Consider the following 22,990-nt stretch of genomic DNA (forward strand, 5'->3'; position numbering starts at 1 on the left):
CCTCCATGACGGCAACGCTCGGATATTTGTCGATGGTGAGGTGGAAACACCCCACATGATCGGATCGGAAGTATCGATCGAAGAACAGCAACGCCAGGACGGTACCACCACCTACCGCCTGCTCAACTACTGAGCAGCCCTAAAGCCGCCCCAGCCTTTCCAGCAACAGCGCGAAAAACGCATCATGGTCGATGTCGCGCATCACCATGGCGTTCTTCGGCCGCTTGGTCACCCCCCACCAGTCGATCACCGTCATGCCCATGGTGAGCTCCGAGGCGGTTTCCACGCTGACATTGCAATTGCGACCCTTGAACAGCTTCGGCTTCAGCAGATACGCGATCACGCAAGGATCGTGCAGCGGGCCGCCGTCGGTACCGTATTTCTCCTCGTCGAAACGTTCGAAGAATTCCAGCATGTCCGCGGTGGCCGTGCCGACCCTGGTGCCGAGCTTGCGGAAGGCCTTCGTGCGCTTGGCGGTGGTCAGCGCCTTGTGGGTGACGTCCAGCGGCATCATCACGATCGGAATGCCGGATTTGAACACGACATCGGCGGCATGCGGATCGACATAGATGTTGAACTCGGCGGTCGGCGTGACGTTGCCGCCCTCGAAGAAGCCGCCGCCCATCAGCACGATTTCCTTGATGCGCGGCGCGATTTTCGGCTCGCGGATCAGCGCCAGCGCAATGTTGGTGAGCGGCCCGAGCGCGCAAAGCGTGATCGTGCCGCTCTCCTCCCTCATCAGTGTCTCGACTATGAAATCGACCGCATACTCTTCCTGCAGTTTCATCTTTGGTTCGGGCAGTTGCGGCCCGTTGAGGCCGGTCTTGCCATGCACTTCCTCGGCGGTGACCAGTTCGCGCGCCAGCGGCCGGATGGCGCCTGCATAGACCTTGACGTCCGGCCGGCCGGCCAGCTCGCAGATCTTGCGGGCGTTTTTTTCGGTAAGTTTCAACGGCACGTTGCCGGCCACCGCGGTGATGCCGACGATCTCCAGCTCGGCGCTGCCGAGCGCCAGCAATATGGCGACGGCATCGTCCTGGCCGGGGTCAGTGTCGATGATGATCCTGCTGGATTGGGGCATTTCAATTCCTTGTTTTGGCAAGTCTTTTTGGGCGGGACGTGTGACGGCTTGAAGTCTGCCGGGCGGCGGACCATATCAAGACCATCGGGAAAAATGCCATCCGGGTTTTTCCACTTTATGTCGCTCTTGAGAGGACACTGTAACATGAGCCGAATGACGCCTTTTTCCAGCCCGCTTCTCCTCGGTTTCGATTCCATGGAAAAGACGCTGGAGCGCTTGGCAAAGTCCGGTGACAGCTATCCTCCCTACAACATCGAGCGCCTCAGCGGTGCCGACGGCAAAACCGAAAGGCTGCGTATCACGCTCGCCGTCGCCGGTTTCGCGGAAAGCGATCTCGATGTCACAACGGAGGAGAACCAGTTGGTCGTGCGCGGCCGTCAGAACGACGACACCGAGCGCGAATTTCTCCACCGCGGCATCGCCGCGCGCCAGTTCCAGCGCTGTTTCGTGCTGGCCGACGGCATGCGGGTGATTGCGGCGGAATTGAAGAACGGCCTTCTGTCGATCGATCTCGATCGGCCGGAATCCGAACGGCTGGTACGAAAAATAAACATATCGGTGAAAGACTGATTTTTGCCGATAGCTCTCATGCGGGATGGCCTTGAGCGGCGTCTCGCGGCAAGGAGGCTTGAAATGACCAGAACTAACGAGAATATCATCATGACCAGCGGCGAATTCGCCCATCTCGGCGAAGGTTCGGTCGCCTATCTCAGGAAAGTGTCGAGCGACGATCTGCGCGGCCGTTTCCCGGGCCTCGGCGAAATCGCGCCGGGTCTGGAACTGTGGGCCCTGTTTGCCGCTAATGGCCAGCCGATCCTGCTTTCGGACGCTCGCGACCGGGCACTGGCTGGCGCGCTGGAAAACGATCTGACCCCGGTCGCTATCCACTAACGTCGCTATCCACCAACATTGGCGCCATCGACTGACAAATACGGCGCAGCGATCTGGCTGGAAACGGACAGGGCCGCTCACGGCGGCCCTTCAAAGGATTTAATCAAAACCTCAAGCGGCGTGCGAGGCCTGCGTGTCCGACAGCAGCGCATGGATGGCCACGGCGTCGCGCGTGCCCCTGATCTTGGCAACCGTGTCGGCGTCGCGCAGCACCCGCGCGATGCGCGACAGCGCCTTGAGGTGGTCGGCGCCGGCACCTTCGGGAGCCAAAAGCAGAAACACCAGGTCGACCGGCTGATCATCGAGGGCCTCGAAGTCCACCGGTGTCTCCAGCCGGGCAAAAACGCCGGCGATCCGCTTCACCCCAGCCAGCTTGCCGTGCGGAATGGCGATGCCGTTGCCGACGCCGGTGGAGCCGAGCCGCTCGCGTTGCAGGATGGTGTCGAACACCTCTCGCTCCGGAATGCCGGAAATTGCCGCCGCCCTTTCGGACAGCAATTGCAGCAGCTGCTTTTTGGAGTTCGCCTTCAACGCCGGCATGATTGCCGGAACGCTGACGAGATCGCTCAGATCCATGCTTGAAATCCCTTGTTCGCCTGCCGTCGCCAGTCCCCACGCTCGCGTGCGGCTGGTCTTTACCCCTGCGCGACCTTGGCCGTGGACGGGTCGATCCAGCCGATATTCCCGTCCGGCCGGCGATAGACGATGTTGAGATGGTCATTTCCGGCATTGCGGAAGACCAGGACCGGGCTGTCCTTGGTGTCGAGTTCGATCACCGCTGACGCCACCGACATGGTCCGCAGCGTCATAGTCGATTCGGCGACGATGGCCGGCGCGAAATTCTCCGGTATGTCCTCCTCGTCGTCGGCAAGCGGCGCCATCACCGTATAGGCGACGTCGGTGAGCTCGCCGTTGCTATTGCCTGAATTGTGCGACTTCAGCCGGCGCTTGTAGCGCCTGAGGCGCGTTTCCAGACGGTCTGCCGCAGTATCGAAGGCAAGCGTTGGATCCTGGGCATCGCCGGTCGCCTGCAGCGAAGCACCGGAGTCCAGCCGGATCATGCAATCGGCCGTGTAGCGCGACCCCGATTTGACGACTACGATTTGCCCTGAAAAGCCCCGATCGAAATATTTCCCGATCACTTCCCCGACACGGTCGTTGATGCGCGTACGGAACGCATCGCCGATATCCATGTGTTTTCCCGATATGCGCAGTGTCATCTGAAAACTGACCTTCCTTGCTCAGGCTTCAAACTGTCCCGAGTTTATACTCGTGGTCCGCGCGCACAAGCTTTTGCGGCGTCACTTGCGCCGATTTTAGATCCGAACTTTCCGGTTGATCACAAGCCGCCTTCTTGGCCGTCCCGTGGCCTACGTCGTGACGGACCATCTCTCGTGCGGGCATCGGCCAACTCAAATCCACTCGCCAGCCCGTCTCATGCGGGCGGGCTTCTAGCCACTTCGTCGCCGCTTGTCAATGAAGGGCGAAAGCTGTGGAAATTCCGCCGGAGATCAACGGCCGGCGCTGGCCAAAGCGCGTTTTTCGCGCCGCCGCTGCACCGAAGAGGGTATGTTCATGCCTTCCCGGTATTTGGCCACCGTGCGCCTGGCGATGTCGACGCCGCTTTCCCGCAGCATGTCCACGATGGCATCGTCGGAAAGCACATCGATGGCTTTCTCCTCGTCGATCAGCTGCTTTATGCGGTCGCGCACCGCTTCCGACGAATGCGCATCGCCGCCACCTGACGAAGCGATCGAGGCGGTGAAGAAATAGCGCAGCTCGAACACACCGCGCGGCGTCAGCATGTATTTGTTTGCCGTGACCCGGCTGACCGTTGATTCGTGCATGCCGATGGCGTCCGCCACCGTGCGCAGGTTGAGCGGCTTCAGGTGCCGCACGCCGTGGACGAGAAAAGCGTCCTGCTGGCGCACGATCTCAGAGGCCACCTTGAGAATGGTCTTCGCCCGCTGGTCGAGGCTGCGCGTGAGCCAGTTGGCGTTCTGCAGGCATTCGGCAAGGAAATCCTTTTCCGCCTGGTTTTTCGCATGTGGCGTGACCTGGGCGAAATAGATGTGATCGACCAGCACGCGCGGCAGCGTCTCGGCATTGAGCTCGACCGTCCAGCTGCCGTCATTGGCTGCACGCACCTCGACGTCGGCCACGATCGCATCGCTGGCACCGCGCGAAAACGCCATTCCAGGCCGCGGGTCGAGCGCCCGGATCTCGGCCAGCATGTCGAGCAGATCCTCCTCGTCGACGCCGCAAATCCGCTTCAGCGTCTGGAAATCGCGCCGTGCCAGGAGTTCGAGATTGGCGATCAGCACCTTCATCGCCGGATCGAGCCGGTCGCGCACGGCCAGCTGCAGCAACAGGCATTCGGCGAGGTCGCGGGCGAATATGCCGGCGGGCTCAAATGTCTGGCAGACCGCCAGGACCGTTGCCACCGCCGTAGCGTCCGTGCCGAGGCGGGCGGCGATCTCGGCCATGTCGGCACGCATGTAGCCGGCCTCGTCGAGGCCGTCGGCAAGCTCGCCGGCGATCAGGCGCGCCGCCGGATCGGCAAAGGCGAGCGCCACCTGCTCGCCGACATGGTCGCGCAGCGTGATGGCCGCCGCCGCCATATCCGCGACGTCGAAGCCGTCGGAGGAAGAGGTGGAACCGTTGCCGGACGCCGATTTCCATTGTGCCGTCAGGTCGGGCCCGAGCCGCTCGCTCGTACCAGGATCGTCAGGAAACAGGTTTTCCAGCGACGTATCGAGCTTTTCCGAGATCGCCTCGGCGCTCCACGCCGTTTCCGCCTCGAACCAGTCGCCGTCGGCAGCCGGTTCCGATGCGGCGTCGCCCTTCTGCGCCTGGTCGCTGGCGGCGTCCTCCTGCGGTTCGGCGCGTTCCAGCAGGGGATTGCGTTCGATCTCGTCGTCGATGAAGCGTTCCAGCTCGAGATGGGTGAACTGCAGCAGGCGGATCGACTGCATCAGCTGCGGCGTCATCACCAGCGACTGCGACTGTCGTAGCTGTAGTTTTGCCGCCAACGCCATGGTTCGGTTTCAAACGCTCCGTCTACGCACCCGCACTGCTGGAAGGAATTTTCCAGGCCAGCATAGAAACTGGCCCGGCTTTTGCTTGTCAAGGCGAGGAGCGGTAAAACTCGCCTGTCGGCGCGTTTTCAGGCAGAAAATTGAAGAAAAAGCTGCTGGACTACGCCGGAAATCCCGCTCGAGCCGGAATTTCGCACTTAGAGCGTAAATCCCTCGCCGAGATAAAGCCGCCGCACATCGGCATTTGCGACCACTTCGTCGGCTCGACCATGGGTCAGCACCTGGCCGGCATGGATGATGTAGGCGCGGTCGATCAGGCCAAGTGTCTCGCGGACATTGTGGTCGGTGATCAGAACGCCGATGCCACGTGCCGTCAAGTGGCGCACGAGCTGCTGGATGTCGGCGACGGCGATCGGATCGATGCCGGCGAAAGGTTCGTCGAGCAACATGTAGGCGGGGCGGGTTGCCAAGGCGCGGGCAATTTCGAGGCGTCGCCGCTCACCGCCGGAGAGCGACAGCGACGGAGCCTTGCGCAGATGGCTGATATGAAATTCCTCGAGCAATTCGTCGAGCAGGCGCTCACGCTCCTTGCGGCTCTTTTCGACCACTTCGAGCACGGCCCGGATGTTTTGCTCGACGTTCAGGCCGCGAAAAATCGACGCTTCCTGCGGCAGATAGCCGATGCCGAGACGGGCGCGGCGATACATCGGCATCGACGTGACGTCGAAGCCATCGATTTCGATGGTGCCTTCGTCGACCGGAACCAGGCCGGTCACCATGTAGAAACAGGTCGTCTTGCCGGCGCCGTTGGGGCCGAGCAGCCCAACCGCCTCGCCGGCGCGCACGCCTAGCGTCACGCCGCTGACGACTTTGCGGCCCTTGTAGCTTTTGGTCAGCCCCTTGGCGATCAAGGTTCCCTTGAACTTTGCCGCTTCGACGGTGACCCTGGCCGGTGCCGCAAGTTGGCTGGCGGCGCGCCCTGGAAGACGCGCCAGCAGCGACGATATGCCGGTCATCAGGGTTTCGCTGCTCCAGACTTCGCCGGCGGCGTGATCGACATCATGACGCGGCCGCCGCAGGCGTCGACCTGGGCAAGGCCGCTCTTCATCTGCACAGTGAGCTTGCAGCCGACAAGCACGTTGTCGCCTTGCGAGAGCACGACCTTGCTGCCCGAAAGCACCAGCACTTCGGTCTTCATGTCGAAAGTGCCGCGGTCGCCGGTGGCAACCTGATTGTCCGATTTGATGTAGACCTTATCGTCGACCTCGAGATGGTCGATGTTGGCGGATCCGGTCATTGCCGCGGCACCCGCCGGCTGGGCGCTTTTGGCGGCGCCTGCATCCCTGACGTAATAGACCGTCATTTTGCCGGCCTTGAGCACAGTTGGACCCTGGACGACGTTGACGTTGCCGGTGAAGACGGCAACGCTTTCCGCTTGGCGCACCTCGAGCTTGTCGCTTTCGATCTGGATCGGCTTGTCGCCCGACAGCCTGAGGCCGGACATTTGGCTGGTGGCCTTGGACTGCGCCAGCGACGGCGCCGTCCCCAAGGTCAGCCCCAAGGTTAGCAACGCCGAAATCGCGGCGAGGCGCCGTGCCGAACTACTGAACCGCATTGGTCTCTCCGCTCTTTGCCTCTGCCGCCTTCAAACTGGCGGGATCGATGTCGACGCGCACCTTGTTCTCGAAAACCAGGACCTTGCCATTGTCCTGGACCGACATCGAATCCGCCCTGATCCGCGACCCGCCGCGGCTGACATCGACGGGCTCGCTTGTCTTCATAGTGCCTTCGCCCATGTCGAGATAGACTGATTTGAATTTTGCCACCACACCATCCGTGGTCGACACGGTCACATCGCTGGTCAGGCTGAGCGTGTTGCCGTCGCGATCATAGGTGCCGTGCGTGGCATCGATGGCGGCCGTGTTGTCGGCCGCAATCGGCAGCTTGGCCTTGATGCCTTCCAGATCGATGATGCCTTGTTTGCTGACATCCTGTATGGCGCGCAGGGCTGTCATCGAATAGGGCAGGTTCTGTTTGGTGAAGCCGTTGAGCTTGGGGTTGGCCATCACCAGCTTGCCATCGGCAAAGGCGCCGCCGTCGGCCTGCACCTCGATTGCAGCGGGAGCCATGAGATAGGAATAGACCGGAAACGCGACCGCAATCACGGCAGCGACCAGCGGCACGGCCAGCTTGAGGATACGGACCAGGCGCGAATGACGCTGCGCAATGTCAAACGCGTCGACCCGCGCCCGGCCTGCGGCCTTGGGAGCCAACTCCGTCTCGGTGTTGGTCGGTTCGATTGGTCCCGCTAACATGACTGCTTCTTCTAAACCCCTGCCCGCCAGGCCGCCCTATAGGTGGGGTGCCGGCGCCCTCAAGCAAGCACAAGCCGAGGAAAACCGCAAAAATGTGACAGCCGCCTCTGTACAATGAAAATGGCCCCAGCGCAGCCTGTACCTCATACCAGATATGGGCGCACAGTGTTAGAGCCTGTAGAACGTGACAGGTTGAGGCTTGCCGCGAATGCCTAAGACGGCCTTTGCCGCAAGGCCGTCAGGAAACGGTAGCCGGGCGCGAATGGTTGCTTTAAAAGCATCTGCTCCCACCGACTACGAGGCTGACCATGGCATTGAGAGCCGACGACCTGATCGACCGCCGCCGCTTGCGCCGCAAGCTGACATTCTGGCGTGTCGCGGCGATTATCGTCGCCGCAGCCGGGCTGATCGCCTTTTCGGCGTGGATCTATGGTGACGACTTCACCGGCGCGGCTGTCGACCACATCGCCAAGGTCAAGATCGAAGGTACCATCACCGAAGACGAAGAACTGATCAAGCGGCTGGAGGCCATCCGTCAGTCGCCGCGCGTCAAGGCTGTGATCCTGTCGATCGATTCACCCGGCGGCACCACCGTCGGTGGCGAATCGATCTACGAGGCAGTGCGCAAGCTCGCTGCCGACAAGCCGGTGGTGGCCGAGGTCGGCACGCTCGCGGCTTCGGCGGGCTACATGATCGCCACCGCGGCCGACCATATTGTCGCACGCAAATCCTCGATCGTCGGCTCGATCGGCGTGCTGATCCAGTACCCGGACGTCAGCGGCCTCATGGACAAGCTCGGCGTCAAGCTGGAGGAGGTGAAATCCTCGCCCTTGAAGGCCTCGCCTTCTCCCTTCAAGCCGACCAATGAGGATGAGCGCGCCATGGTCCGCAAGCTCATCCTCGACAGCTACGACTGGTTCGTCGGCATCGTCGCCGAGCGCCGCAACATGACCAAGCCGGAGGCGCTGGCGCTCGCAGACGGGTCGATCTTCACCGGCCGGCAGGCGGTCACCAACAGATTGATCGACGCGGTCGGCGGCGAGGCCGAAGCAATCGACTGGCTTGCAGGCAAGGGTGTCGATGCCAAGCTCAAGGTGGTGGAATGGAAGGACACGGAAAAACGTGGTGGTTTCCTGTTCTCCAAGGCGATGGCGCAGACCGTCGGTGCTGCGCTTGGCCTGGCCGGCCATGGCGGCGACGTGCTTCACGAAATTGGAGCGGACCGCTTGTTTCTTGACGGTCTCGTTTCCGTCTGGCACCCTTGAGGAACCGCTTGGGACGAGTGAAAAACCAAATAAAATCATTCTGATAATTTCGGCGGCACTGCTTTTACGGGGAGCCTTTTCATGATCAAATCCGAACTTGTGCAGATCATCGCCACGCGTAATCCGCATCTTTTCCTGCGCGACGTCGAAAACATTGTCAGCGCCATCTTCGATGAAATCACCGACGCGCTTGCCGAGGGCAACCGGGTCGAGTTGCGCGGCTTCGGCGCGTTTTCGGTGAAAAATCGCCCTGCCCGCACCGGGCGCAACCCGCGCACCGGCGAATCCGTAGAGGTCGAGGAGAAATGGGTACCGTTCTTCAAGACCGGCAAGGAATTGCGTGAAAGGCTGAACGGAGGCAAATAGGCGCGGCGCCCGCCACCGCTGGTGCATTTGCTTCCGAACGGAAAAACATGTTCAATCGCTTCATTCTCATCGTGGTTTTCGTGCCGCTGGCCGTCATCCTGATTGCGTTGGCCGTAGCCAACCGCGAACCGGTGGCCTTCACACTCGATCCGTTCAATCCCGGCAATCCGGCGCTGACGCTGACCGTGCCGCTCTTCATTTTCCTGTTCCTGGCGCTGGCCATCGGCATGATCGTCGGCAGCCTGGCGACCTGGATCAAGCAGGGCCGCTACCGCAAGCTGGCGCGCCAGCGCGGCGCCGAGGCCGAGAACCTGCGCCAGGCGGTCAGCCGCGCGCCCACCGCGTCGCAGGGCCCGGCCTTGCCGAAGCCGACGAACTGAGCCGCGGCTCGGGCCTGAAGCGCAGCTGGCCTAGTTCTCCACGGAGCCTTTCATGCTGACCATTTCCGCCGCCGAGGTCGACCGCGCGCTGACCTTTCCCGGGCTGGTCGAGACATTGCGCGCCGCTTTTCGCGACGGCGCCGTGCAGCCGGTCAGGCACCATCACACGGTCGAGCGGCCCGACGGCGCCGCCTCGACCCTGCTTTTGATGCCGGCCTGGACGGACTTCAACGCCGCCGGCACCTCGGCCGGTGGCCATATCGGCGTCAAGATCGTCACCGTGTCGCCCGACAACAATGCCGTCGGCAAGCCTGCGGTGATGGGTCTCTACCTGTTGCTCGACGGCGCCACCGGCGAGCCGCAGGCCTTGATCGACGGCCAGCGGCTGACGCAGTGGCGTACCGCCTGTGCCTCGGCGCTGGCCGCCTCCTATCTGGCCCGCAAGGACGCCTCGCGGCTGCTGGTGGTCGGTGCCGGTGCGCTGTCGCCATTCCTTGCAAGGGCGCATTCGGCGGTGCGTCCGATCAAGAACATCCGCATCTGGAACCGCACGCCGGCCAATGCCGAAAAGGTCGTGGCAAAATTGCGTGCCGAGGGTTTTGCGGCCGAAGCCGCAGGCGATCTCGACGCCGAACTCGGCCAGGCCGATATTGTGTCATCGGCGACCATCACCACCACGCCACTGATCAGGGGCGCCCTCTTGAAGCCCGGAACCCATGTCGATCTGGTCGGCGGCTTCACGCCGGCGATGCGCGAAAGCGACGACGACGCGATTGCACGCGCCCGCGTCTATGTCGATACCCGCGCCGGCGCCACCAAGGAAGCCGGTGACATCGTCCAGCCGCTGGCCTCCGGCGTGTTGAAGCCGGAAGCCATCGTCGCCGACCTTTATGAACTCACGCGCGGCCAGAAAAAAGGCCGGCAGAACGACGACGAGATCACGCTGTTCAAGTCGGTCGGCGCAGCCCTCGAGGACCTCGCCGCTGGCATTGCCGTGTATCGCGCAAGCGTAGGGCAGTAGGGCAGTAGGGCAGTAGGGCAGTAGGAAACTGTACTGATCGTGCGGCGCCGCGCCAGCTATATTTCCTGTCACATACTCCCCTACTGCCCTACTCCCCTACTGCCTTACTCCCTTTGCCAATAAACCCGCAGCCGGTGGCTGTCGGGATCAAGCGCGACGAAGGTGCGGCCGAAATCCATGTCGGTCGGCGTCTGCAGAATTTTCAGCCCGCGGCCGGCCCACTCGGCATGGGTGGCGTCGACGGCACCCGGCGTGTCCAGCGCAAAGACGATCTCGGCGCCACCGCCTGCTGCCGCGGCGGCCGGTTCCACGGTGTGACGCGACCAGAGGCCGAGCTTGAAGCCGTTGTCGAGCACGAACAGCACGAAGGTCGGCGAGGTCTCGACCGGCTGCCGCCCAAGCAGCGCGCTATAGAAGGCGCCGCTTTGCTCAGGCTTGTCGACATAGAGGATGACGAAATTCGGCGGTGTCATGAATTGCTCTCCAGATGGTTTCGACTGGAGGAGCATAGCGTATGCCACTGCCAGATTCTGGCAGCAGTCTCAACTGAGCAGCAGCCTTAGCTTGGCGTGTCGAGCGTCGCCCGCCATTCTTTGAGCAGCACCTGACGGCGGCGCGGATAGCGCATCTCGGTGGCATTGAGACCGGATATCCGGTCGGCGCGAAAGTGCCTGAAATCCTGGCGCATCTCGCACCAGGCCGCGACGACGCGCACCTTGTCGAAGAAGCCGAGTGCGAACGGCCAGACGGTGCGCTCGGAGGCAGCGCCGCCGGCGTCGCGATAGACAAAGCTCAGCTTGCGCTCCTCGCGGATGGCCTGCCGCACCACACCGAGATCGATGCCTTCGGTGACCTCGGTGCGCGACCCGACCAGCAGCGTCGAGGCATCGAGCTCTTCGCGCAAATCGTCCGGCAGCACCGCGGCGATCTTGGCCAGCGCGTCGGTGGCGGCGTTCGCAAGCCGCCAGTCCGGCTGCTTGGCCACCCAGCGCGAACCGAGCACGATCGCCTCGATCTCCTCATCGGTGAACATCAAGGGCGGCAGCATGAAACCGGGCCTGAGCACGTAACCCAACCCCGCCTCGCCCTCGATCGGCGCGCCCTGCCCCTGCAGCGTGGCGATATCGCGATAGAGCGTGCGGATCGACACACCCATTTCGCCCGCAAGGCTGCGGCCGCTGACCGGCCGGCGATGCCGGCGCAGGATCTGGATCAGGTCGAGCAGGCGTTCAGCACGGGACATGAATCATGACCTGGTTTCAATCACGATAGAGCCCCAGCACTTTCGGCGGCAAGCGACATGGTGGCGGACGGGAACGTCTGCGCCCTGACGCCGTTGTCCGGCCATTATGGATATACGCGGGTTCCTGTTGTTCTGGTCGGTTTTGACCGCCATCGTCGCTGCGCTCAGCCTCGGACCATCCTTCGCCCATGTGCTGGAATCGGTGCCGCGGCTGACCAGATGGCCGCCTTCGCTCTGGCGTGAAACCACTGTCTTCAACGCTCAGTTCCAATTCTTCGCGATTGTCGGCGCACCGCTGGACGTGGCCGCGATCGCCTGTCCGGGGCTTCTCGCCTGGATGCTGCGCAGCGACCGCCCGGCATTCTGGTGGATTTTGGCCGCCACCGTGCTTTATCTGATGGCCCTCGTGGCGTGGTTTACCCTGGTCAAACCGGCAAACGATGTCCTGGCCACCTGGGTGCCTGGACCGATCCCGGACAATTTCGAAAGTGTCCGGAGCAGCTGGGAAACCGGCCATATGGTCGTCACCGGCTTCAAGGCCGTTGGTTTCATAGCGCTCGCAGTCGGCCTGCTTTCGATCAGGCGCGGCTGATCCGGTTGCACACGTCGGCAGCCCTTTTGTTGCGCCGGTCAATGTGCTGTGGCAGAAGCGGCGAGCCGCCTTCCGGAGATGCGCCTTCTTGAAACCTTTTCGCGACAAACGCCGCGACAGCCGCCCGCCCGCGAAGGGCGGGGCGGAGCAGCCGCGGCGGCGCGACGCCGGCCTGACCGCCGGTTCGGAGCCTAAACTGCAGGACCGGTCCGAGCCGAAAGCCACGCCGCGCCCTCTATCCCGCCGCGATGGCGCGCTGCCTGCCGAACATCTGCCGCTGATCCTCGAGGTCGGCCCCAATCAGGACTACGCGCTGCTCGACAGCGGCGCCGGAGAAAAACTCGAGCAATACGGCCCCTACCGCATCGTTCGGCCGGAGGGCCAGGCGATCTGGCAAAAGGCTTTGCCGGCCAGGGACTGGGAGCGCGCCGACGCCATTTTCACCGGCGATACCGACGAGGAAGGCATCGGCCGCTGGCGTTTCCCCAAGACGCCGCTCGGCGAGACCTGGCCGATGAAGCATGACGGCATCGATTATCTCGGCCGCTTCACCTCGTTTCGCCATGTCGGCGTCTTTCCCGAGCAGGCCTCGCACTGGGACCACATGGCCGGACTGATCGCGGCGGCAAAACGGCCGGTGAAGGTGTTGAACCTGTTCGGTTACACCGGCCTTGCCTCCTTGGTGGCGGCGCGTGCCGGCGCCGAGGTCACCCACGTCGATGCTTCCAAGAAGGCGATCGGCTGGGCGCGCGAAAACCAAGAAATGGCGGGCTTGTCGCAAAAGCCGATCCGCTGGATCGTCGATGATGCCGTGAAATTCGCCGAACGCGAGGAGCGCCGCGGCAGCCGCTACGACATCATCCTGTTCGACCCGCCCGCCTATGGCCGCGGACCGAAGGGCGAGGTCTGGCAGCTGTTCGAGGATTTGCCGGCGCTGACCGATATCTGCCGCGCGATCCTGACGCCGAAGCCGCTCGCTGTTGTGCTGACCGCCTATTCGATCCGCGCCTCTTTTTTCGCCATCCATGCCGTGATGCGCGACACCTTCGCCGGCATGGGCGGCACGGTCGAGTCGGGTGAATTGATCATCCGCGAGAAATCTGCCGGTCGGGCGCTGTCGACCTCGCTGTTCTCACGCTGGGTGGCCTGAATGAGTGCGTACGAACGGCACGCGGGCGCGCCAGGGCAGGTGAAGGAAGTCACCAGCCTCGCCAACCCGCTGGTCAAGGACATCAAGGCGCTCGCGCTGAAGAAATTCCGTGACCAGCAGAATGCCTTCATGGCCGAAGGCCTGAAGCTGGTCATCGACGCGCTCGATCTCGGCTGGTCGATCAGGACATTGGTCTTCGCCAAGGCCGGACGTGGCAATACGGCGGTTGAAAAGATCGCGGCGCGCACGGTCGCCGCCGGCGGCACCGTCCTTGAAGTTTCGGAAAAAGTGCTGGTCGCCATCACCCGCCGCGACAATCCGCAAATGGTCGTCGGCGTGTTCTCGCAGAAATTCCTGCCGTTGAAGGACATCCGCGCCCGTGACGGCGACGTCTGGGTGGCGCTCGACCGCGTCCGCGACCCCGGCAATCTCGGCACCGTCATCCGCACGGTCGACGCTGTCGGGGCCAGGGGCGTCATCTTGGTCGGCGAGACCACCGATCCCTTTTCGGTCGAAACGGTGCGCGCCACCATGGGCTCGATTTTCGCCGTGCCGGTCGCCAAGGCGTCGCCCGAAGCTTTTCTCGCCTGGCGAACGAGCTTTCCCGGCCTCGTCGCCGGCACCCATCTGAAGGGTGCGGTCGACTACCGCTCGGTCGATTTTTCAAAAGGCCCGGTGCTTTTGATGATGGGTAACGAGCAGCAAGGCCTGCCTGACGAGCTTGCCGCAAGCTGCGACAAACTGCTGCGGATACCGCAGGCCGGCCGCGCCGATTCGCTCAACCTTGCGGTGGCCACCGGCGTCATGCTGTTCGAGATCCGGCGCGGCGCGCTGAAGCTCGGCCCGGAGGATGCCCGATCGTGACGTCCCAAACCGTGAAACTGCAAACTATGAAGTCCTGGAGCCCCTACGCTTTTCTGGTTGTCGCCGCGATAGCGCTCGACCAGTGGCTGAAATATCTGGTCGAGACCGGCCTTGCCTTTCAGGAAAAGCTCGATCTCCTGCCTTTCCTGGCGCTGTACCGCACCTACAACACCGGCATCGCGTTTTCGCTGTTTTCGTCCTTCGGCGACACCGGCCTGGTGGTCGTCGCGGTTGTGGTGGTCGCTTTCGTGCTCTACCTTGCGGCCCGCACGCCGCCGGGCCACCTGCTTGCCCGCATCGGCTTCGCGCTGATCGTCGGCGGCGCGCTCGGCAATCTGATCGACCGCGCTATCTACGGTCATGTCATCGACTATATTCTGTTTCACACGCCGGTCTGGTCCTTCGCGATCTTCAACCTCGCCGATGCCTTCATTTCGGTCGGTGCCGTGCTGGTCGTCTTCGACGAACTCATTGGCTGGCGGCGCGGAGCGTCGAGCGATTGACCTCACTCGCCTGGCGCCGCACATTCTGATCTGCAAGCCCGAGGAGAAAAAATGCCCGAAACCTTCAAAGCCATCCTCGTTTCGCGTGACGCCGAGAAAAACCAGTCAGTCGCGGTGACCGAGCTTACCGAGGCAGACCTGATGGAGGGCGACGTCACTGTCGCGGTCGAGGCGACGACGGTGAACTACAAGGACGGTCTTGCAATTACCGGCAAGGCGCCGGTGATCCGCCGCTGGCCGCTGGTGCCGGGCATCGATTTCGCCGGTACCGTCATCTCGTCTTCCAATCCCGACTGGCGCAAGGGTGAAAAGGTCATATTGAACGGCTGGGGCGTCGGCGAGACGCATTTCGGCGCCTTTGCAGGGCGCGCCCGCGTCAAGAGCGACTGGCTGGTGCCGTTGCCGGACGGCATGAGCCCGCATGATGCGATGGCGGTCGGCACCGCCGGCTACACCGCCATGCTTTGCGTCATCGCGCTGGAGCGCCACGGCATCGTGCCCGATCGCGGCCCGGTGGTGGTGACCGGCGCTGCCGGTGGCGTCGGCTCGGTCGCGGTCTCAATCCTGTCCAGCCTCGGCTATCACGTCATCGCCTCGACCGGCCGCGCTGCCGAAAGCCCCTATCTGATCGACCTCGGCGCCGCGGAAGTGATTTCACGCGACGAGCTCACCCAGCCGGCAAAACCGCTCGCCAAGGAACGCTGGGCCGGCGGCGTCGATGCAGTCGGCAGTCACACGCTGGCCAACGTTCTGTCGATGACCTCCTATGGCGGCGCCGTCGCCGCTTGCGGCCTCGCCGGCGGCATGGACCTGCCGGCAAGCGTCGCCCCCTTCATCCTGCGCGGCGTCTCGCTGCTCGGCATCGATTCGGTGATGGCGCCTAAGGCGGTCCGCCTCGAGGCCTGGCGCCGCATCGGCGCCGATCTCGACCACGCAAAGCTTGCCAGCCTGTCGACGAGCATCGGCTTCGACGGCATCATCGGCGCCGCGCATGACATCGTCGAGGGCAAGATCCGCGGCCGCGTGGTAGTGGATATGTGAGCCCCCAAGGGATAAAAAAGAGCGTGACCGCTAAAATTCGAGCGATCAACCACAACCTTCGATAAGCTCTCTCTGGCAGGAGTTCCGTATGATTGCGGAACCCGGCATCAGAGAGGCGGAACCAGCCGAACGGGCCGACGGGACGGCCCCCGCGGCGCCAGGACGGCAGCTTGTCGCCGCGCCACCGCTGGCGCCGGAACTGCCGGCCTCCAACCGCGAAGGCCTGCCCTTCCTGACGCTCGTCGCCATCGTCGTGCTGGCAGGCTTTTCGCATCTGACCGGGGCGCCGATCTTCATCACCATCGGCCTTTTGGCGACAGCCATCGCCGGGCTCGCCATGCATCTGCGCAACAGGCGCACCGAGCGCCGCGCGGTGGCCCTGCTCGATGCCACGACCGCCCGCAGCCGCGCCGAAATCGAGACGCTGGCCGACCGCATGTGGGAGATGCAGGAGAGCGAGGAGCGCTTTCGCGGGCTGATCGATGCACTCGGCGATCTCGTCCTCCATCGTGACCGCGACGGCCACATTGTCTACGCCAACAAGGTTTTCGCCGACCTTGTCGAAACCGACCAGCGCGACCTTGCCGGCAAGACCCTGGCCGAACTAGGCATCGATGTCGGCATCGTCCCCGACGCCGCGTTTTCCGACCATGAATGCCTGAGTTCCACCGACGTCGCCATTCGCACGCCGGACGGCCCACGCTGGTTCTCTTGGATCGAGCTGTCGGTGCGCGACAAGGACAGCGGCGCCGTTTCGCATCGCGCCATCGCCCGCGACATCACCGCTCGCAAGCGCGCCGAATCCTCGCTGATCACCGCCCGCGAGCGGGCCGAATATGCGAGCCAGGCCAAATCGCGCTTCCTCGCCACCGTCAGCCACGAGATCCGCACGCCGATGAACGGCATCATGGGCATGGCCCGGCTTCTCGCCGACACCAGCCTTTCGCCCGAGCAGCGGACCTATGTCGGCGCCATCTCGACCTCGGCCAGCGCGCTGCTGGCGCTGATCGAGGACCTGCTCGATTACTCCAAGATCGAGGCCGGCCGCTTCGATCCCGAACCGCAGCCGATGTCGGTGCGCGAGATCGCCGACAATGTCGTCGAGCTTTTGGCGGCGCGGGCTTTTGCCAAGGATATCGGCCTCGGCTGTCATGTCGAACCCGACGTGCCGCAGCTGATCACCGCCGACCCCGGCAGGGTCAGGCAGGTGCTGCTCAATCTCATCGGCAACGCCGTCAAGTTCACCGACAGCGGCGGCGTCCTGGCAAGCATCGCCCGCGTCCGCACCGAAACCACCGACCGCATCCGCTTCACCATCACCGACACCGGACCCGGTCTGCGCGAGGAGGACATGGAGCGCATATTCGAGGACTTCGAACAGGCTGACGGCACCTCGACCCGTGCGCATGGCGGTGCCGGCCTCGGTCTCGCCATTTCCAAACGCCTGGTGATCGCCATGGGCGGCACTATCTCTGTGTCGAGCCGGCTTGGCCAGGGGTCCGAATTCGTCTTCGAGATTCCCGCTATTTCCGCCGTCGAGGCGCCGCAGATCCGCCAGGACGCGCTGTCGGGCCGGCATGCGGTGATCGTATCGAAGAACCTGGTCGAGGCCGAAGCCCTCGCCCGCACCATTCGCGCCAATGGCGGCACGGTCGATCTGGCCACCGCCGCCGCCCAGGCCACCCCTTTCGCCGAGAGCTGCGACGTGCTGCTGATTGATGCTGCCATGGAGCAAAGCGACGGCAGGCTGCTCAGGCGCCTGCGCCAGAGCGGATTTGCCGATTGCGAGGCAGTGACGCTGATCGCACCGACCGACCGTGGCATGCTTGGCGAGTTCCGTGCCAATGGTTACGCCACCTTCCTTGCGAGGCCGGTGCGCGGCGAGACATTGCTGCGCGTGCTTTTGACCAGCCACGCGCCGGTCATCGCCGAGCCGCAACTGCAAAAGCGCGGCGCGCAGGCGGGGCACGCCATTGGCGCCCGCCAGCAGGGCCTGTCGGTGCTGATCGCCGAGGACAACGACATCAACGCCATGCTGGCCCGCGCCACGCTGCTGAAGGCCGGGCATCGCGTGAAAGTGGTCGGCAACGGCAAGGCCGCCGTCGAGGCGGTCATCAGCACCGGCCACAAGCACCGTTACGACGTGGTGCTGATGGACTTGCATATGCCTGTCATGGACGGCCTGGACGCCATCGCCGCCATCCGCCGCCATGAGGAGGAGACCGCGGTGCCGCCGGTGCCGATCATGGTGCTGTCGGCCGACAGCCAGGAAAAGACCCGCCACGCCGTGCTCGCTCACGGTGCCAGCGGCTTCGTCACCAAGCCGCTCGACCCCGATGCCCTGGTTCATGCGGTCGAAGGGCAAGCGGCCGCCTGAGGCACAACATAGACGGTTGATAGATTACCCAGCCGACGAAGTATTGCCCGCAGAGGCGTATCACGGTACTGTCACAATCCTGTTGCACCTACACCGTATCCCCGTGCCAAGAGGGATGGCTCGAAGGAGAATCACTCGTGCATACAGTCATGCCGGAATGTGATGCTCGGCCGAACGCCAGCGGGCCTTTGCTCGTCGGCCGGAACGCCGATGCCGTCATAAAAGGCGCATCGCTCGGCCGCATCGGCAATCTCGAAGTGCGGCTCGCCCGCAACGAGGCCGAGATCGCTGCCGCGCAGGAAGTGCGCTACCGGGTGTTCTACGACGAGCTTGGTGCCAGGAAGGACCTGTTCCAGATGCAGGACCGCCGCGATGCCGACCGCTTCGATCCCCTCTGCGACCATCTGCTGGTCTTCGATACTTCGCTTTCCGGCCCCGAGCATCGCCGCATCGTCGGCACCTACCGCCTGCTGCGGCAGGAGATTGCCGCGGCCGCCGGAGGCTTCTATTCCGAAGGTGAATTCGAACTGACCAAGCTGATCGCGCGGCATCCCGGCCAGCGCTTCCTCGAGCTCGGCCGCTCCTGCGTTCTGCCGGAATACCGCTCGAAGCGCACCATCGAGGCGCTGTGGCAAGGCATCTGGGCCTACATCAACCATTACGGCATCGGCGTGATGACCGGCTGCGCGTCGTTCCACGGCACCGTGCCGGCGGCACATGCAGAGGCGCTGACCTATCTTGCCCACCACTGCCGGACGAATTCATCCTGGGACGTGCGTGCCGTCGCCGGGCGCTATTGTTCCATGGATCTGATGCCGATCGAGGCGGTCAATACCAAGGCGGCGATCGCCGCGATGCCGCCACTGGTCAAGGGCTATCTGCGCGTCGGCGCGCGCATTGGCGACGGTTGCGTCATCGACCGTGAATTCTCGACGGTCGACGTGTTCGTGGTGATGCCGGTCAAGGAGATCGGCGCCCGCTACGTCAATTATTATGGCGGAGAAGCGCAGCGGTTTGCGGCCTGAGTAGTGAATAGTGAGTGAATAGTGAATAGTGAATAGTGAATAGTGAATAGTGAATAGAACCTAGCACTGACTGCTGGAGCAGCAATTGACTACTCACCATTCACTACTCACCATTCACTACTAACCATTCACTACTAACCATTCACTATTCACCATTCACCATTCACGCATCCTTCTCAGCCTGCTCGTTGACCGGCCCCGGCTCCACTGGCGCTTCGCTTGCGACATGCTTGGGGCCGCCCTTGGCGACGCCGACCATGGCCGGCCGCAGAACACGCTCGCCGATCGAATAGCCGGGCTGCACGACCTGCACGACCGTGTTGGCCGGTACGTCGGGATTGGGCACCTCGAACATCGCCTGGTGGAAATTCGGATCGAATTTCTCGCCCTCGGGCTCGAGCTTCTTCACGCCGTGGCGTTCCAGCGCCGACAGCATGGCGCGCTCGGTGATCTCGACGCCGTCGATCAGCGCCTTGAAGCCGGCATCGCCCGAAGCCTTGGCCTCCTCCGGGATGGCATCCAGCGCACGGCGCAGATTGTCTGACACCGAAAGCATGTCGCGGGCAAAATTGGCAACCGCATAGGCGCGCGCATCGTGGACGTCGCGGGCGGTGCGGCGACGCAAGTTCTCCATGTCGGCCGCGACGCGCAGCGCGCGATCCTTCAGCTCTTCGTTTTCCTTCAGAAGCCGCACAAGCGCTTCATAGTCGCCGTCGACGCCACCTTCCCTCGGCTCCGCGGCAGCCTCGGTCTTCTCGGCTTCATCGGGCGCGCGTTCGTCTTTTGCCTGGTCGCTCATCGCCGTTTCCCGTCATTTTCGAATGGTGTGGATTTGCGCCCGATATCGAGGTTTAGCGGCCAAAAATCAAGGGGCAAGCGATACTGCAGCCGCTGTCGCTGCTTGATGGCGGACGGCGCAGACCTCTCGATTTTAATTCAAACTTTACCGTACCCGACGGCTTTGCTTGCCGGGACACTACAATGCGGGAACCATTCCTCCCTTGGAAGAGTTTCGAAGCCGACACAGGATTTTGGATGATGCCCCGCAGGAATGGCGAAAAACGCGACGGGCTCGCCGCCGATATCCGGCGCCAGCTCGGCACCGAGGCGACCAAGCGCTTTCTGCGCACCTTGCCGGCCTTCCGCACGGAGTCCGATATTCCCGACCGTCTGAAGGAATTGCTCGACCGCCTGGACGGCGTGGAAGCCAAGGTGGTCGCAGGCGGGCGCCGTCGGTAGACACCATTGCAGGCCGTGCGCCCGGCGACTGCGGCCACCAATTCCTCGCCATCGCGCGACATTTACCCGCAGTAACTTTGCGTGATCGCCGCCTTGCGGCAGCGCCCTGCTCCGCCTATGTTTCATGATGAACATGATTTCCCCCGAAGCTGTGGCAAACAGCAAGCGCGCCTGGTTGAAAATCCTGTCGCGCTATAAAAAGCCCGACAGGCGTCGCAGCGCCGTCGAACTCGCCATCACCCTCATTCCTTTCGCCACGCTGTGGGGATTGTCCTCGGCCGCTTATGCCTATGGCCATTGGTGGGGTCTGGTCCTCATCCTTCCGGCCGCCGGCTTTCTGGTGCGGATCTTCATGATCCAGCACGATTGCGGCCACGGCTCCTTCTTTGCCAATCGCTATGCCGACGACTGGATCGGCCGCGTCCTTGGCGTGCTGACGCTGACGCCCTACGATTGCTGGCGCCGCGCCCACGCAACCCATCACGCCAGCGCCGGCAATCTCGACGAGCGCGGCACCGGCGACATCAAGACACTGACCGTCGCCGAATACCGGCAACTGTCGTGGCGGGGCCGGCTCGCCTATCGCCTCTATCGCCATCCGCTGGTGATGTTCGGCCTTGGCCCGATCTGGATTTTCATTTTCGAGCAGAGACTGCCCTTGGGCATGATGCGGGGCGGCCTCACCCCTTGGGTGTCGTCGATGTCCACCAACCTAGCCATCACGGTCATAGCCGCTCTGCTCATCTGGTTCGTTGGCCCCGGCGCGTTTCTGGTCGTGCATTTGCCGATCGTCATCCTCGCCGGATCGGCCGGCATCTGGCTGTTCTATGTCCAGCATCAGTTCGAAGAGACGGAGTGGACAAAGGACTCCGAGTGGGAATTCCAGCACGCTGCCCTGCACGGTTCGTCCTATTACGACCTGCCGCCGGTGCTGAACTGGATCACCGGCAATATCGGCGTCCACCACGTGCACCACCTCTCGGCCAAGGTGCCATGCTACCGGCTTCCGGAAGTGCTGAGGGACTATCCGGAGCTGCGTGAGATCGGCCGCGTCACACTCCTCGACAGCCTGCGCTGCGTCAAGCTGGCGCTGTGGGACGAGAGCCGCAGCAAGCTGGTATCGTTCCGCGAAGCGCGGATGGCCGTGTAGACGCACCGCCGCATCAAGGTGCGGCGGGGCTCCACATTCCGAGCTTAAGCCGCCTGGCGCTGGTCGCGCATCAGGACATCGCCCTGGCGGATCTCGGTGCCCAGCACTTTCAGGCATTCGCGCATGAACGCGGCAAGGCCCGGCCAGCCCTTGGCCGACACCAGATTGCCGTCGACATGGGCGCCGGTCGGCGCAACATCGATATAGATGCCGCCGGCCAGCGTGACTTCCGGCTCGCAATATTGCAGCGCCGCGACTTCGCGGCCGCGCACCACGCCGTCGACCGCGATCAGGATCTGCACGCCGTGGCAGATGGTGAAGACCGGTTTTCCCGTCTCATGGAAATGCCGCACCAGCGCCTGCACGCGCTTGTCGATGCGGATATATTCCGGCCCGCGCCCGCCCGCCGCGTAGACGGCATCGTAGTCGGCCGGATTGACCTCAGAAAACGTCTTGTTGAGGATGTAGTCGTGGCCGAGCTTTTCCGTATAGGTCTGGTGGCCCTCGAAGTCGTGCAGCGAGGTCTTCAGGATATCGCCGGCCTTCTTGTCGGGGCAAACGACATGGACGGTGTGGCCCACCGCATGCATGGCCTGTTCAAAGACGAAAATCTCGTACTCCTCGCTGAACTCGCCAACGAGCATCAATATCTTCTTGCCAGCCATACCCGGTTCCTCCCTTGTGGCCACATTTATTCGGATCACGAAATAATGGGCCTATCCTAAGGCGGAGAGGCGCAAAATAAAAGGCTGAATCGGGAATGTGGTCCGACCAGATAGGGCTTCTGGTCCCCTGGAGCAGATCAGCCGGCGCGCACCCGCCGCCACGAATATTTCGGGCCTTTGGCCTCCGGCTTCACCGCCGGCTGGTAGGACAGCGGCAGTCCGCCGGTCCGACCTTGCTCGAGCCGCTTCAGCAGCACCGGGTGCGATATCTCGAATTCATCGAAGCCGAGGCGCAGCATATGCGGCAGCTGATCAATCAGCACCTGCCCGGTGGCGCGCATAGCGCCTGCAAAATGATAACGGCTGCGCAGCAATTCGCCCTTGGAGAACGAGCGGCCGTCATTGAACGCCGGAAACGCCAGCGCCACCAGCGACAGCTGATCGAGCAGGCCTGCGATCTTTTCGAGCTGATCGCCGGGCTGCAGCAGCACACCGATGCGCTCCTTCGCCGACCGCCGCACCTCCGGATCGAGGCCGAGAAACGCCTGCAACGGCAGGATGAAACGGCCATTGCCGACCAGCGCCTCGGCGCTTTCGGCATGAACCCACTCGTCCTCGCGGAACCCATCCGGTGTCCACAGCCTCATGGCGTTTTCGGCTATCAAGTCGCTCATCAAGAAAATTCCCAAGTCCAAAGATTCTAAAGTGCAAAACACCTCAGGGTGCGTTGAGATTCAGGTCAGGCCGAGCCGAAGCCGACGGCGGGCGCGAAGCGACCAAACTG

At 63.2% G+C, this 22,990-nt stretch carries 27 protein-coding genes; 15 read left to right on the forward strand and 12 right to left on the reverse strand.

Going from position 1 to position 22,990, the window contains the following annotated elements:
* Positions 1–139: 139 nt before the first annotated feature.
* Complete coding sequence (locus NKJ28_RS01855; RefSeq protein WP_352633747.1) at positions 140–1,081, reverse strand: nucleoside hydrolase; 942 nt, start codon at positions 1,079–1,081, stop codon at positions 140–142.
* Between the two features lie 144 nt (positions 1,082–1,225).
* Here NKJ28_RS01855 and NKJ28_RS01860 point away from each other — a divergent pair, with 144 nt between their 5' ends.
* Together NKJ28_RS01860 and NKJ28_RS01865 are read left to right on the forward strand one after the other, a co-directional pair.
* Positions 1,226–1,651, forward strand: coding sequence for an Hsp20 family protein (locus NKJ28_RS01860; protein WP_023675270.1), 426 nt, complete (start codon positions 1,226–1,228; stop codon positions 1,649–1,651).
* A 63-nt stretch (positions 1,652–1,714) separates the two neighbouring features.
* On the forward strand, positions 1,715–1,972 hold the full coding sequence (locus NKJ28_RS01865; RefSeq protein ID WP_023675269.1) for a BQ00720 family protein: 258 nt from the start codon (positions 1,715–1,717) through the stop codon (positions 1,970–1,972).
* 111 nt (positions 1,973–2,083) lie between these two features.
* Here the strand turns inward: NKJ28_RS01865 and ptsN are convergent, their stop codons facing one another.
* The 6 genes from ptsN to lptC form a co-directional block, all read right to left on the reverse strand.
* Complete coding sequence (gene ptsN, locus NKJ28_RS01870; RefSeq protein WP_023675268.1) at positions 2,084–2,548, reverse strand: PTS IIA-like nitrogen regulatory protein PtsN; 465 nt, start codon at positions 2,546–2,548, stop codon at positions 2,084–2,086.
* 59 nt (positions 2,549–2,607) lie between these two features.
* On the reverse strand, positions 2,608–3,192 hold the full coding sequence (hpf, locus tag NKJ28_RS01875; protein WP_023675267.1) for a ribosome hibernation-promoting factor, HPF/YfiA family: 585 nt from the start codon (positions 3,190–3,192) through the stop codon (positions 2,608–2,610).
* Between the two features lie 291 nt (positions 3,193–3,483).
* Complete coding sequence (gene rpoN / locus NKJ28_RS01880; protein ID WP_352633748.1) at positions 3,484–5,010, reverse strand: RNA polymerase factor sigma-54; 1,527 nt, start codon at positions 5,008–5,010, stop codon at positions 3,484–3,486.
* A 197-nt stretch (positions 5,011–5,207) separates the two neighbouring features.
* A complete protein-coding gene (lptB, locus tag NKJ28_RS01885; protein WP_023675265.1) occupies positions 5,208–6,026 on the reverse strand; it encodes an LPS export ABC transporter ATP-binding protein in 819 nt (272 codons plus the stop codon).
* The gene (locus NKJ28_RS01890; protein WP_023675264.1) at positions 6,026–6,625 is read right to left on the reverse strand and encodes an LptA/OstA family protein; all 600 of its coding nucleotides are present in this window, start codon (positions 6,623–6,625) and stop codon (positions 6,026–6,028) included. The genes lptB and NKJ28_RS01890 overlap by 1 nt, the downstream gene beginning before the upstream one ends.
* On the reverse strand, positions 6,612–7,325 hold the full coding sequence (gene lptC / locus NKJ28_RS01895; protein ID WP_352633751.1) for an LPS export ABC transporter periplasmic protein LptC: 714 nt from the start codon (positions 7,323–7,325) through the stop codon (positions 6,612–6,614). Before lptC ends, NKJ28_RS01890 begins: the two co-directional genes overlap by 14 nt.
* A gap of 308 nt (positions 7,326–7,633) precedes the next feature.
* On the opposite strand from lptC, the gene sppA reads away from it, so the two are divergent.
* The 4 genes from sppA to lhpI all read left to right on the forward strand — a co-directional run bounded on the left by sppA (position 7,634) and on the right by lhpI (position 10,357).
* A complete protein-coding gene (sppA, locus tag NKJ28_RS01900; protein WP_352633753.1) occupies positions 7,634–8,590 on the forward strand; it encodes a signal peptide peptidase SppA in 957 nt (318 codons plus the stop codon).
* A gap of 81 nt (positions 8,591–8,671) precedes the next feature.
* Positions 8,672–8,956 carry an integration host factor subunit beta gene (locus NKJ28_RS01905; RefSeq protein WP_023675261.1) on the forward strand — a complete coding sequence of 95 codons (285 nt, stop codon included), beginning with the start codon at positions 8,672–8,674 and terminating at the stop codon, positions 8,954–8,956.
* Between the two features lie 47 nt (positions 8,957–9,003).
* On the forward strand, positions 9,004–9,336 hold the full coding sequence (locus NKJ28_RS01910) for a LapA family protein (protein WP_352633755.1): 333 nt from the start codon (positions 9,004–9,006) through the stop codon (positions 9,334–9,336).
* 52 nt (positions 9,337–9,388) lie between these two features.
* Positions 9,389–10,357, forward strand: coding sequence for a bifunctional Delta(1)-pyrroline-2-carboxylate/Delta(1)-piperideine-2-carboxylate reductase (lhpI, locus tag NKJ28_RS01915; protein WP_352633757.1), 969 nt, complete (start codon positions 9,389–9,391; stop codon positions 10,355–10,357).
* A gap of 104 nt (positions 10,358–10,461) precedes the next feature.
* Here the strand turns inward: lhpI and NKJ28_RS01920 are convergent, their stop codons facing one another.
* Both NKJ28_RS01920 and NKJ28_RS01925 read right to left on the reverse strand, forming a co-directional pair.
* Positions 10,462–10,830 carry a VOC family protein gene (locus NKJ28_RS01920; RefSeq protein WP_352506606.1) on the reverse strand — a complete coding sequence of 123 codons (369 nt, stop codon included), beginning with the start codon at positions 10,828–10,830 and terminating at the stop codon, positions 10,462–10,464.
* A gap of 86 nt (positions 10,831–10,916) precedes the next feature.
* Complete coding sequence (locus NKJ28_RS01925; protein WP_352468341.1) at positions 10,917–11,600, reverse strand: helix-turn-helix transcriptional regulator; 684 nt, start codon at positions 11,598–11,600, stop codon at positions 10,917–10,919.
* A gap of 106 nt (positions 11,601–11,706) precedes the next feature.
* Between NKJ28_RS01925 and NKJ28_RS01930 the strand changes: the two genes are divergently transcribed.
* The 7 genes from NKJ28_RS01930 (at position 11,707) to olsB (ending at position 19,152) form a co-directional block, all read left to right on the forward strand.
* Complete coding sequence (locus NKJ28_RS01930; RefSeq protein ID WP_023675257.1) at positions 11,707–12,192, forward strand: DUF1772 domain-containing protein; 486 nt, start codon at positions 11,707–11,709, stop codon at positions 12,190–12,192.
* An 88-nt stretch (positions 12,193–12,280) separates the two neighbouring features.
* Positions 12,281–13,342: an RsmD family RNA methyltransferase gene (locus NKJ28_RS01935; protein WP_023675256.1), complete on the forward strand. Its 1,062-nt coding sequence runs from the start codon at positions 12,281–12,283 to the stop codon at positions 13,340–13,342.
* Positions 13,343–14,206 (forward strand): TrmH family RNA methyltransferase, encoded by an 864-nt coding sequence (locus NKJ28_RS01940; protein ID WP_023675255.1) that lies wholly within the window; start codon positions 13,343–13,345, stop codon positions 14,204–14,206. It abuts the gene before it with no gap.
* A gap of 26 nt (positions 14,207–14,232) precedes the next feature.
* A complete protein-coding gene (lspA, locus tag NKJ28_RS01945; protein ID WP_352588495.1) occupies positions 14,233–14,709 on the forward strand; it encodes a signal peptidase II in 477 nt (158 codons plus the stop codon).
* Between the two features lie 51 nt (positions 14,710–14,760).
* Positions 14,761–15,750 (forward strand): acrylyl-CoA reductase (NADPH), encoded by a 990-nt coding sequence (acuI, locus tag NKJ28_RS01950; RefSeq protein WP_352633760.1) that lies wholly within the window; start codon positions 14,761–14,763, stop codon positions 15,748–15,750.
* Positions 15,751–15,838: 88 nt separating this feature from the next.
* A complete protein-coding gene (locus NKJ28_RS01955) occupies positions 15,839–18,127 on the forward strand; it encodes a response regulator (RefSeq protein ID WP_352633762.1) in 2,289 nt (762 codons plus the stop codon).
* A 149-nt stretch (positions 18,128–18,276) separates the two neighbouring features.
* Positions 18,277–19,152 (forward strand): l-ornithine N(alpha)-acyltransferase, encoded by an 876-nt coding sequence (olsB, locus tag NKJ28_RS01960; protein ID WP_023675251.1) that lies wholly within the window; start codon positions 18,277–18,279, stop codon positions 19,150–19,152.
* Between the two features lie 163 nt (positions 19,153–19,315).
* Here olsB and grpE read toward each other — a convergent pair whose 3' ends face one another.
* A complete protein-coding gene (grpE, locus tag NKJ28_RS01965; RefSeq protein WP_023675250.1) occupies positions 19,316–19,951 on the reverse strand; it encodes a nucleotide exchange factor GrpE in 636 nt (211 codons plus the stop codon).
* A gap of 236 nt (positions 19,952–20,187) precedes the next feature.
* Here grpE and NKJ28_RS01970 point away from each other — a divergent pair, with 236 nt between their 5' ends.
* On the forward strand, positions 20,188–20,391 hold the full coding sequence (locus NKJ28_RS01970; RefSeq protein WP_023675249.1) for a hypothetical protein: 204 nt from the start codon (positions 20,188–20,190) through the stop codon (positions 20,389–20,391).
* A 127-nt stretch (positions 20,392–20,518) separates the two neighbouring features.
* Positions 20,519–21,541, forward strand: a complete 1,023-nt coding sequence (locus tag NKJ28_RS01975) for a fatty acid desaturase (RefSeq protein WP_352620263.1) — start codon at positions 20,519–20,521, stop codon at positions 21,539–21,541.
* Between the two features lie 44 nt (positions 21,542–21,585).
* Here NKJ28_RS01975 and NKJ28_RS01980 read toward each other — a convergent pair whose 3' ends face one another.
* Together NKJ28_RS01980 and NKJ28_RS01985 are read right to left on the reverse strand one after the other, a co-directional pair.
* Complete coding sequence (locus NKJ28_RS01980) at positions 21,586–22,206, reverse strand: DJ-1/PfpI family protein (protein ID WP_352620261.1); 621 nt, start codon at positions 22,204–22,206, stop codon at positions 21,586–21,588.
* A 137-nt stretch (positions 22,207–22,343) separates the two neighbouring features.
* Complete coding sequence (locus tag NKJ28_RS01985) at positions 22,344–22,880, reverse strand: DUF934 domain-containing protein (RefSeq protein ID WP_352453969.1); 537 nt, start codon at positions 22,878–22,880, stop codon at positions 22,344–22,346.
* Positions 22,881–22,990: the final 110 nt, after the last annotated feature.

Source organism: Mesorhizobium sp. M0145, from assembly GCF_040322355.1.
GTDB lineage: Bacteria > Pseudomonadota > Alphaproteobacteria > Rhizobiales > Rhizobiaceae > Mesorhizobium.

Bases quoted from the DNA above. Each gene is read 5' to 3' on its own strand.
- NKJ28_RS01855 (WP_352633747.1), bottom strand. From the start codon at position 1,081: ATGCCCCAATCCAGCAGGATCATCATCGACACTGACCCCGGCCAGGAC.
- NKJ28_RS01860 (WP_023675270.1), top strand. From the start codon at position 1,226: ATGAGCCGAATGACGCCTTTTTCCAGCCCGCTTCTCCTCGGTTTCGAT.
- NKJ28_RS01865 (WP_023675269.1), top strand. From the start codon at position 1,715: ATGACCAGAACTAACGAGAATATCATCATGACCAGCGGCGAATTCGCC.
- ptsN (WP_023675268.1), bottom strand. From the start codon at position 2,548: ATGGATCTGAGCGATCTCGTCAGCGTTCCGGCAATCATGCCGGCGTTG.
- hpf (WP_023675267.1), bottom strand. From the start codon at position 3,192: ATGACACTGCGCATATCGGGAAAACACATGGATATCGGCGATGCGTTC.
- rpoN (WP_352633748.1), bottom strand. From the start codon at position 5,010: ATGGCGTTGGCGGCAAAACTACAGCTACGACAGTCGCAGTCGCTGGTG.
- lptB (WP_023675265.1), bottom strand. From the start codon at position 6,026: ATGACCGGCATATCGTCGCTGCTGGCGCGTCTTCCAGGGCGCGCCGCC.
- NKJ28_RS01890 (WP_023675264.1), bottom strand. From the start codon at position 6,625: ATGCGGTTCAGTAGTTCGGCACGGCGCCTCGCCGCGATTTCGGCGTTG.
- lptC (WP_352633751.1), bottom strand. From the start codon at position 7,325: ATGTTAGCGGGACCAATCGAACCGACCAACACCGAGACGGAGTTGGCT.
- sppA (WP_352633753.1), top strand. From the start codon at position 7,634: ATGGCATTGAGAGCCGACGACCTGATCGACCGCCGCCGCTTGCGCCGC.
- NKJ28_RS01905 (WP_023675261.1), top strand. From the start codon at position 8,672: ATGATCAAATCCGAACTTGTGCAGATCATCGCCACGCGTAATCCGCAT.
- NKJ28_RS01910 (WP_352633755.1), top strand. From the start codon at position 9,004: ATGTTCAATCGCTTCATTCTCATCGTGGTTTTCGTGCCGCTGGCCGTC.
- lhpI (WP_352633757.1), top strand. From the start codon at position 9,389: ATGCTGACCATTTCCGCCGCCGAGGTCGACCGCGCGCTGACCTTTCCC.
- NKJ28_RS01920 (WP_352506606.1), bottom strand. From the start codon at position 10,830: ATGACACCGCCGAATTTCGTCATCCTCTATGTCGACAAGCCTGAGCAA.
- NKJ28_RS01925 (WP_352468341.1), bottom strand. From the start codon at position 11,600: ATGTCCCGTGCTGAACGCCTGCTCGACCTGATCCAGATCCTGCGCCGG.
- NKJ28_RS01930 (WP_023675257.1), top strand. From the start codon at position 11,707: ATGGATATACGCGGGTTCCTGTTGTTCTGGTCGGTTTTGACCGCCATC.
- NKJ28_RS01940 (WP_023675255.1), top strand. From the start codon at position 13,343: ATGAGTGCGTACGAACGGCACGCGGGCGCGCCAGGGCAGGTGAAGGAA.
- lspA (WP_352588495.1), top strand. From the start codon at position 14,233: ATGAAGTCCTGGAGCCCCTACGCTTTTCTGGTTGTCGCCGCGATAGCG.
- acuI (WP_352633760.1), top strand. From the start codon at position 14,761: ATGCCCGAAACCTTCAAAGCCATCCTCGTTTCGCGTGACGCCGAGAAA.
- NKJ28_RS01955 (WP_352633762.1), top strand. From the start codon at position 15,839: ATGATTGCGGAACCCGGCATCAGAGAGGCGGAACCAGCCGAACGGGCC.
- olsB (WP_023675251.1), top strand. From the start codon at position 18,277: ATGCCGGAATGTGATGCTCGGCCGAACGCCAGCGGGCCTTTGCTCGTC.
- grpE (WP_023675250.1), bottom strand. From the start codon at position 19,951: ATGAGCGACCAGGCAAAAGACGAACGCGCGCCCGATGAAGCCGAGAAG.
- NKJ28_RS01970 (WP_023675249.1), top strand. From the start codon at position 20,188: ATGATGCCCCGCAGGAATGGCGAAAAACGCGACGGGCTCGCCGCCGAT.
- NKJ28_RS01975 (WP_352620263.1), top strand. From the start codon at position 20,519: ATGAACATGATTTCCCCCGAAGCTGTGGCAAACAGCAAGCGCGCCTGG.
- NKJ28_RS01980 (WP_352620261.1), bottom strand. From the start codon at position 22,206: ATGGCTGGCAAGAAGATATTGATGCTCGTTGGCGAGTTCAGCGAGGAG.
- NKJ28_RS01985 (WP_352453969.1), bottom strand. From the start codon at position 22,880: ATGAGCGACTTGATAGCCGAAAACGCCATGAGGCTGTGGACACCGGAT.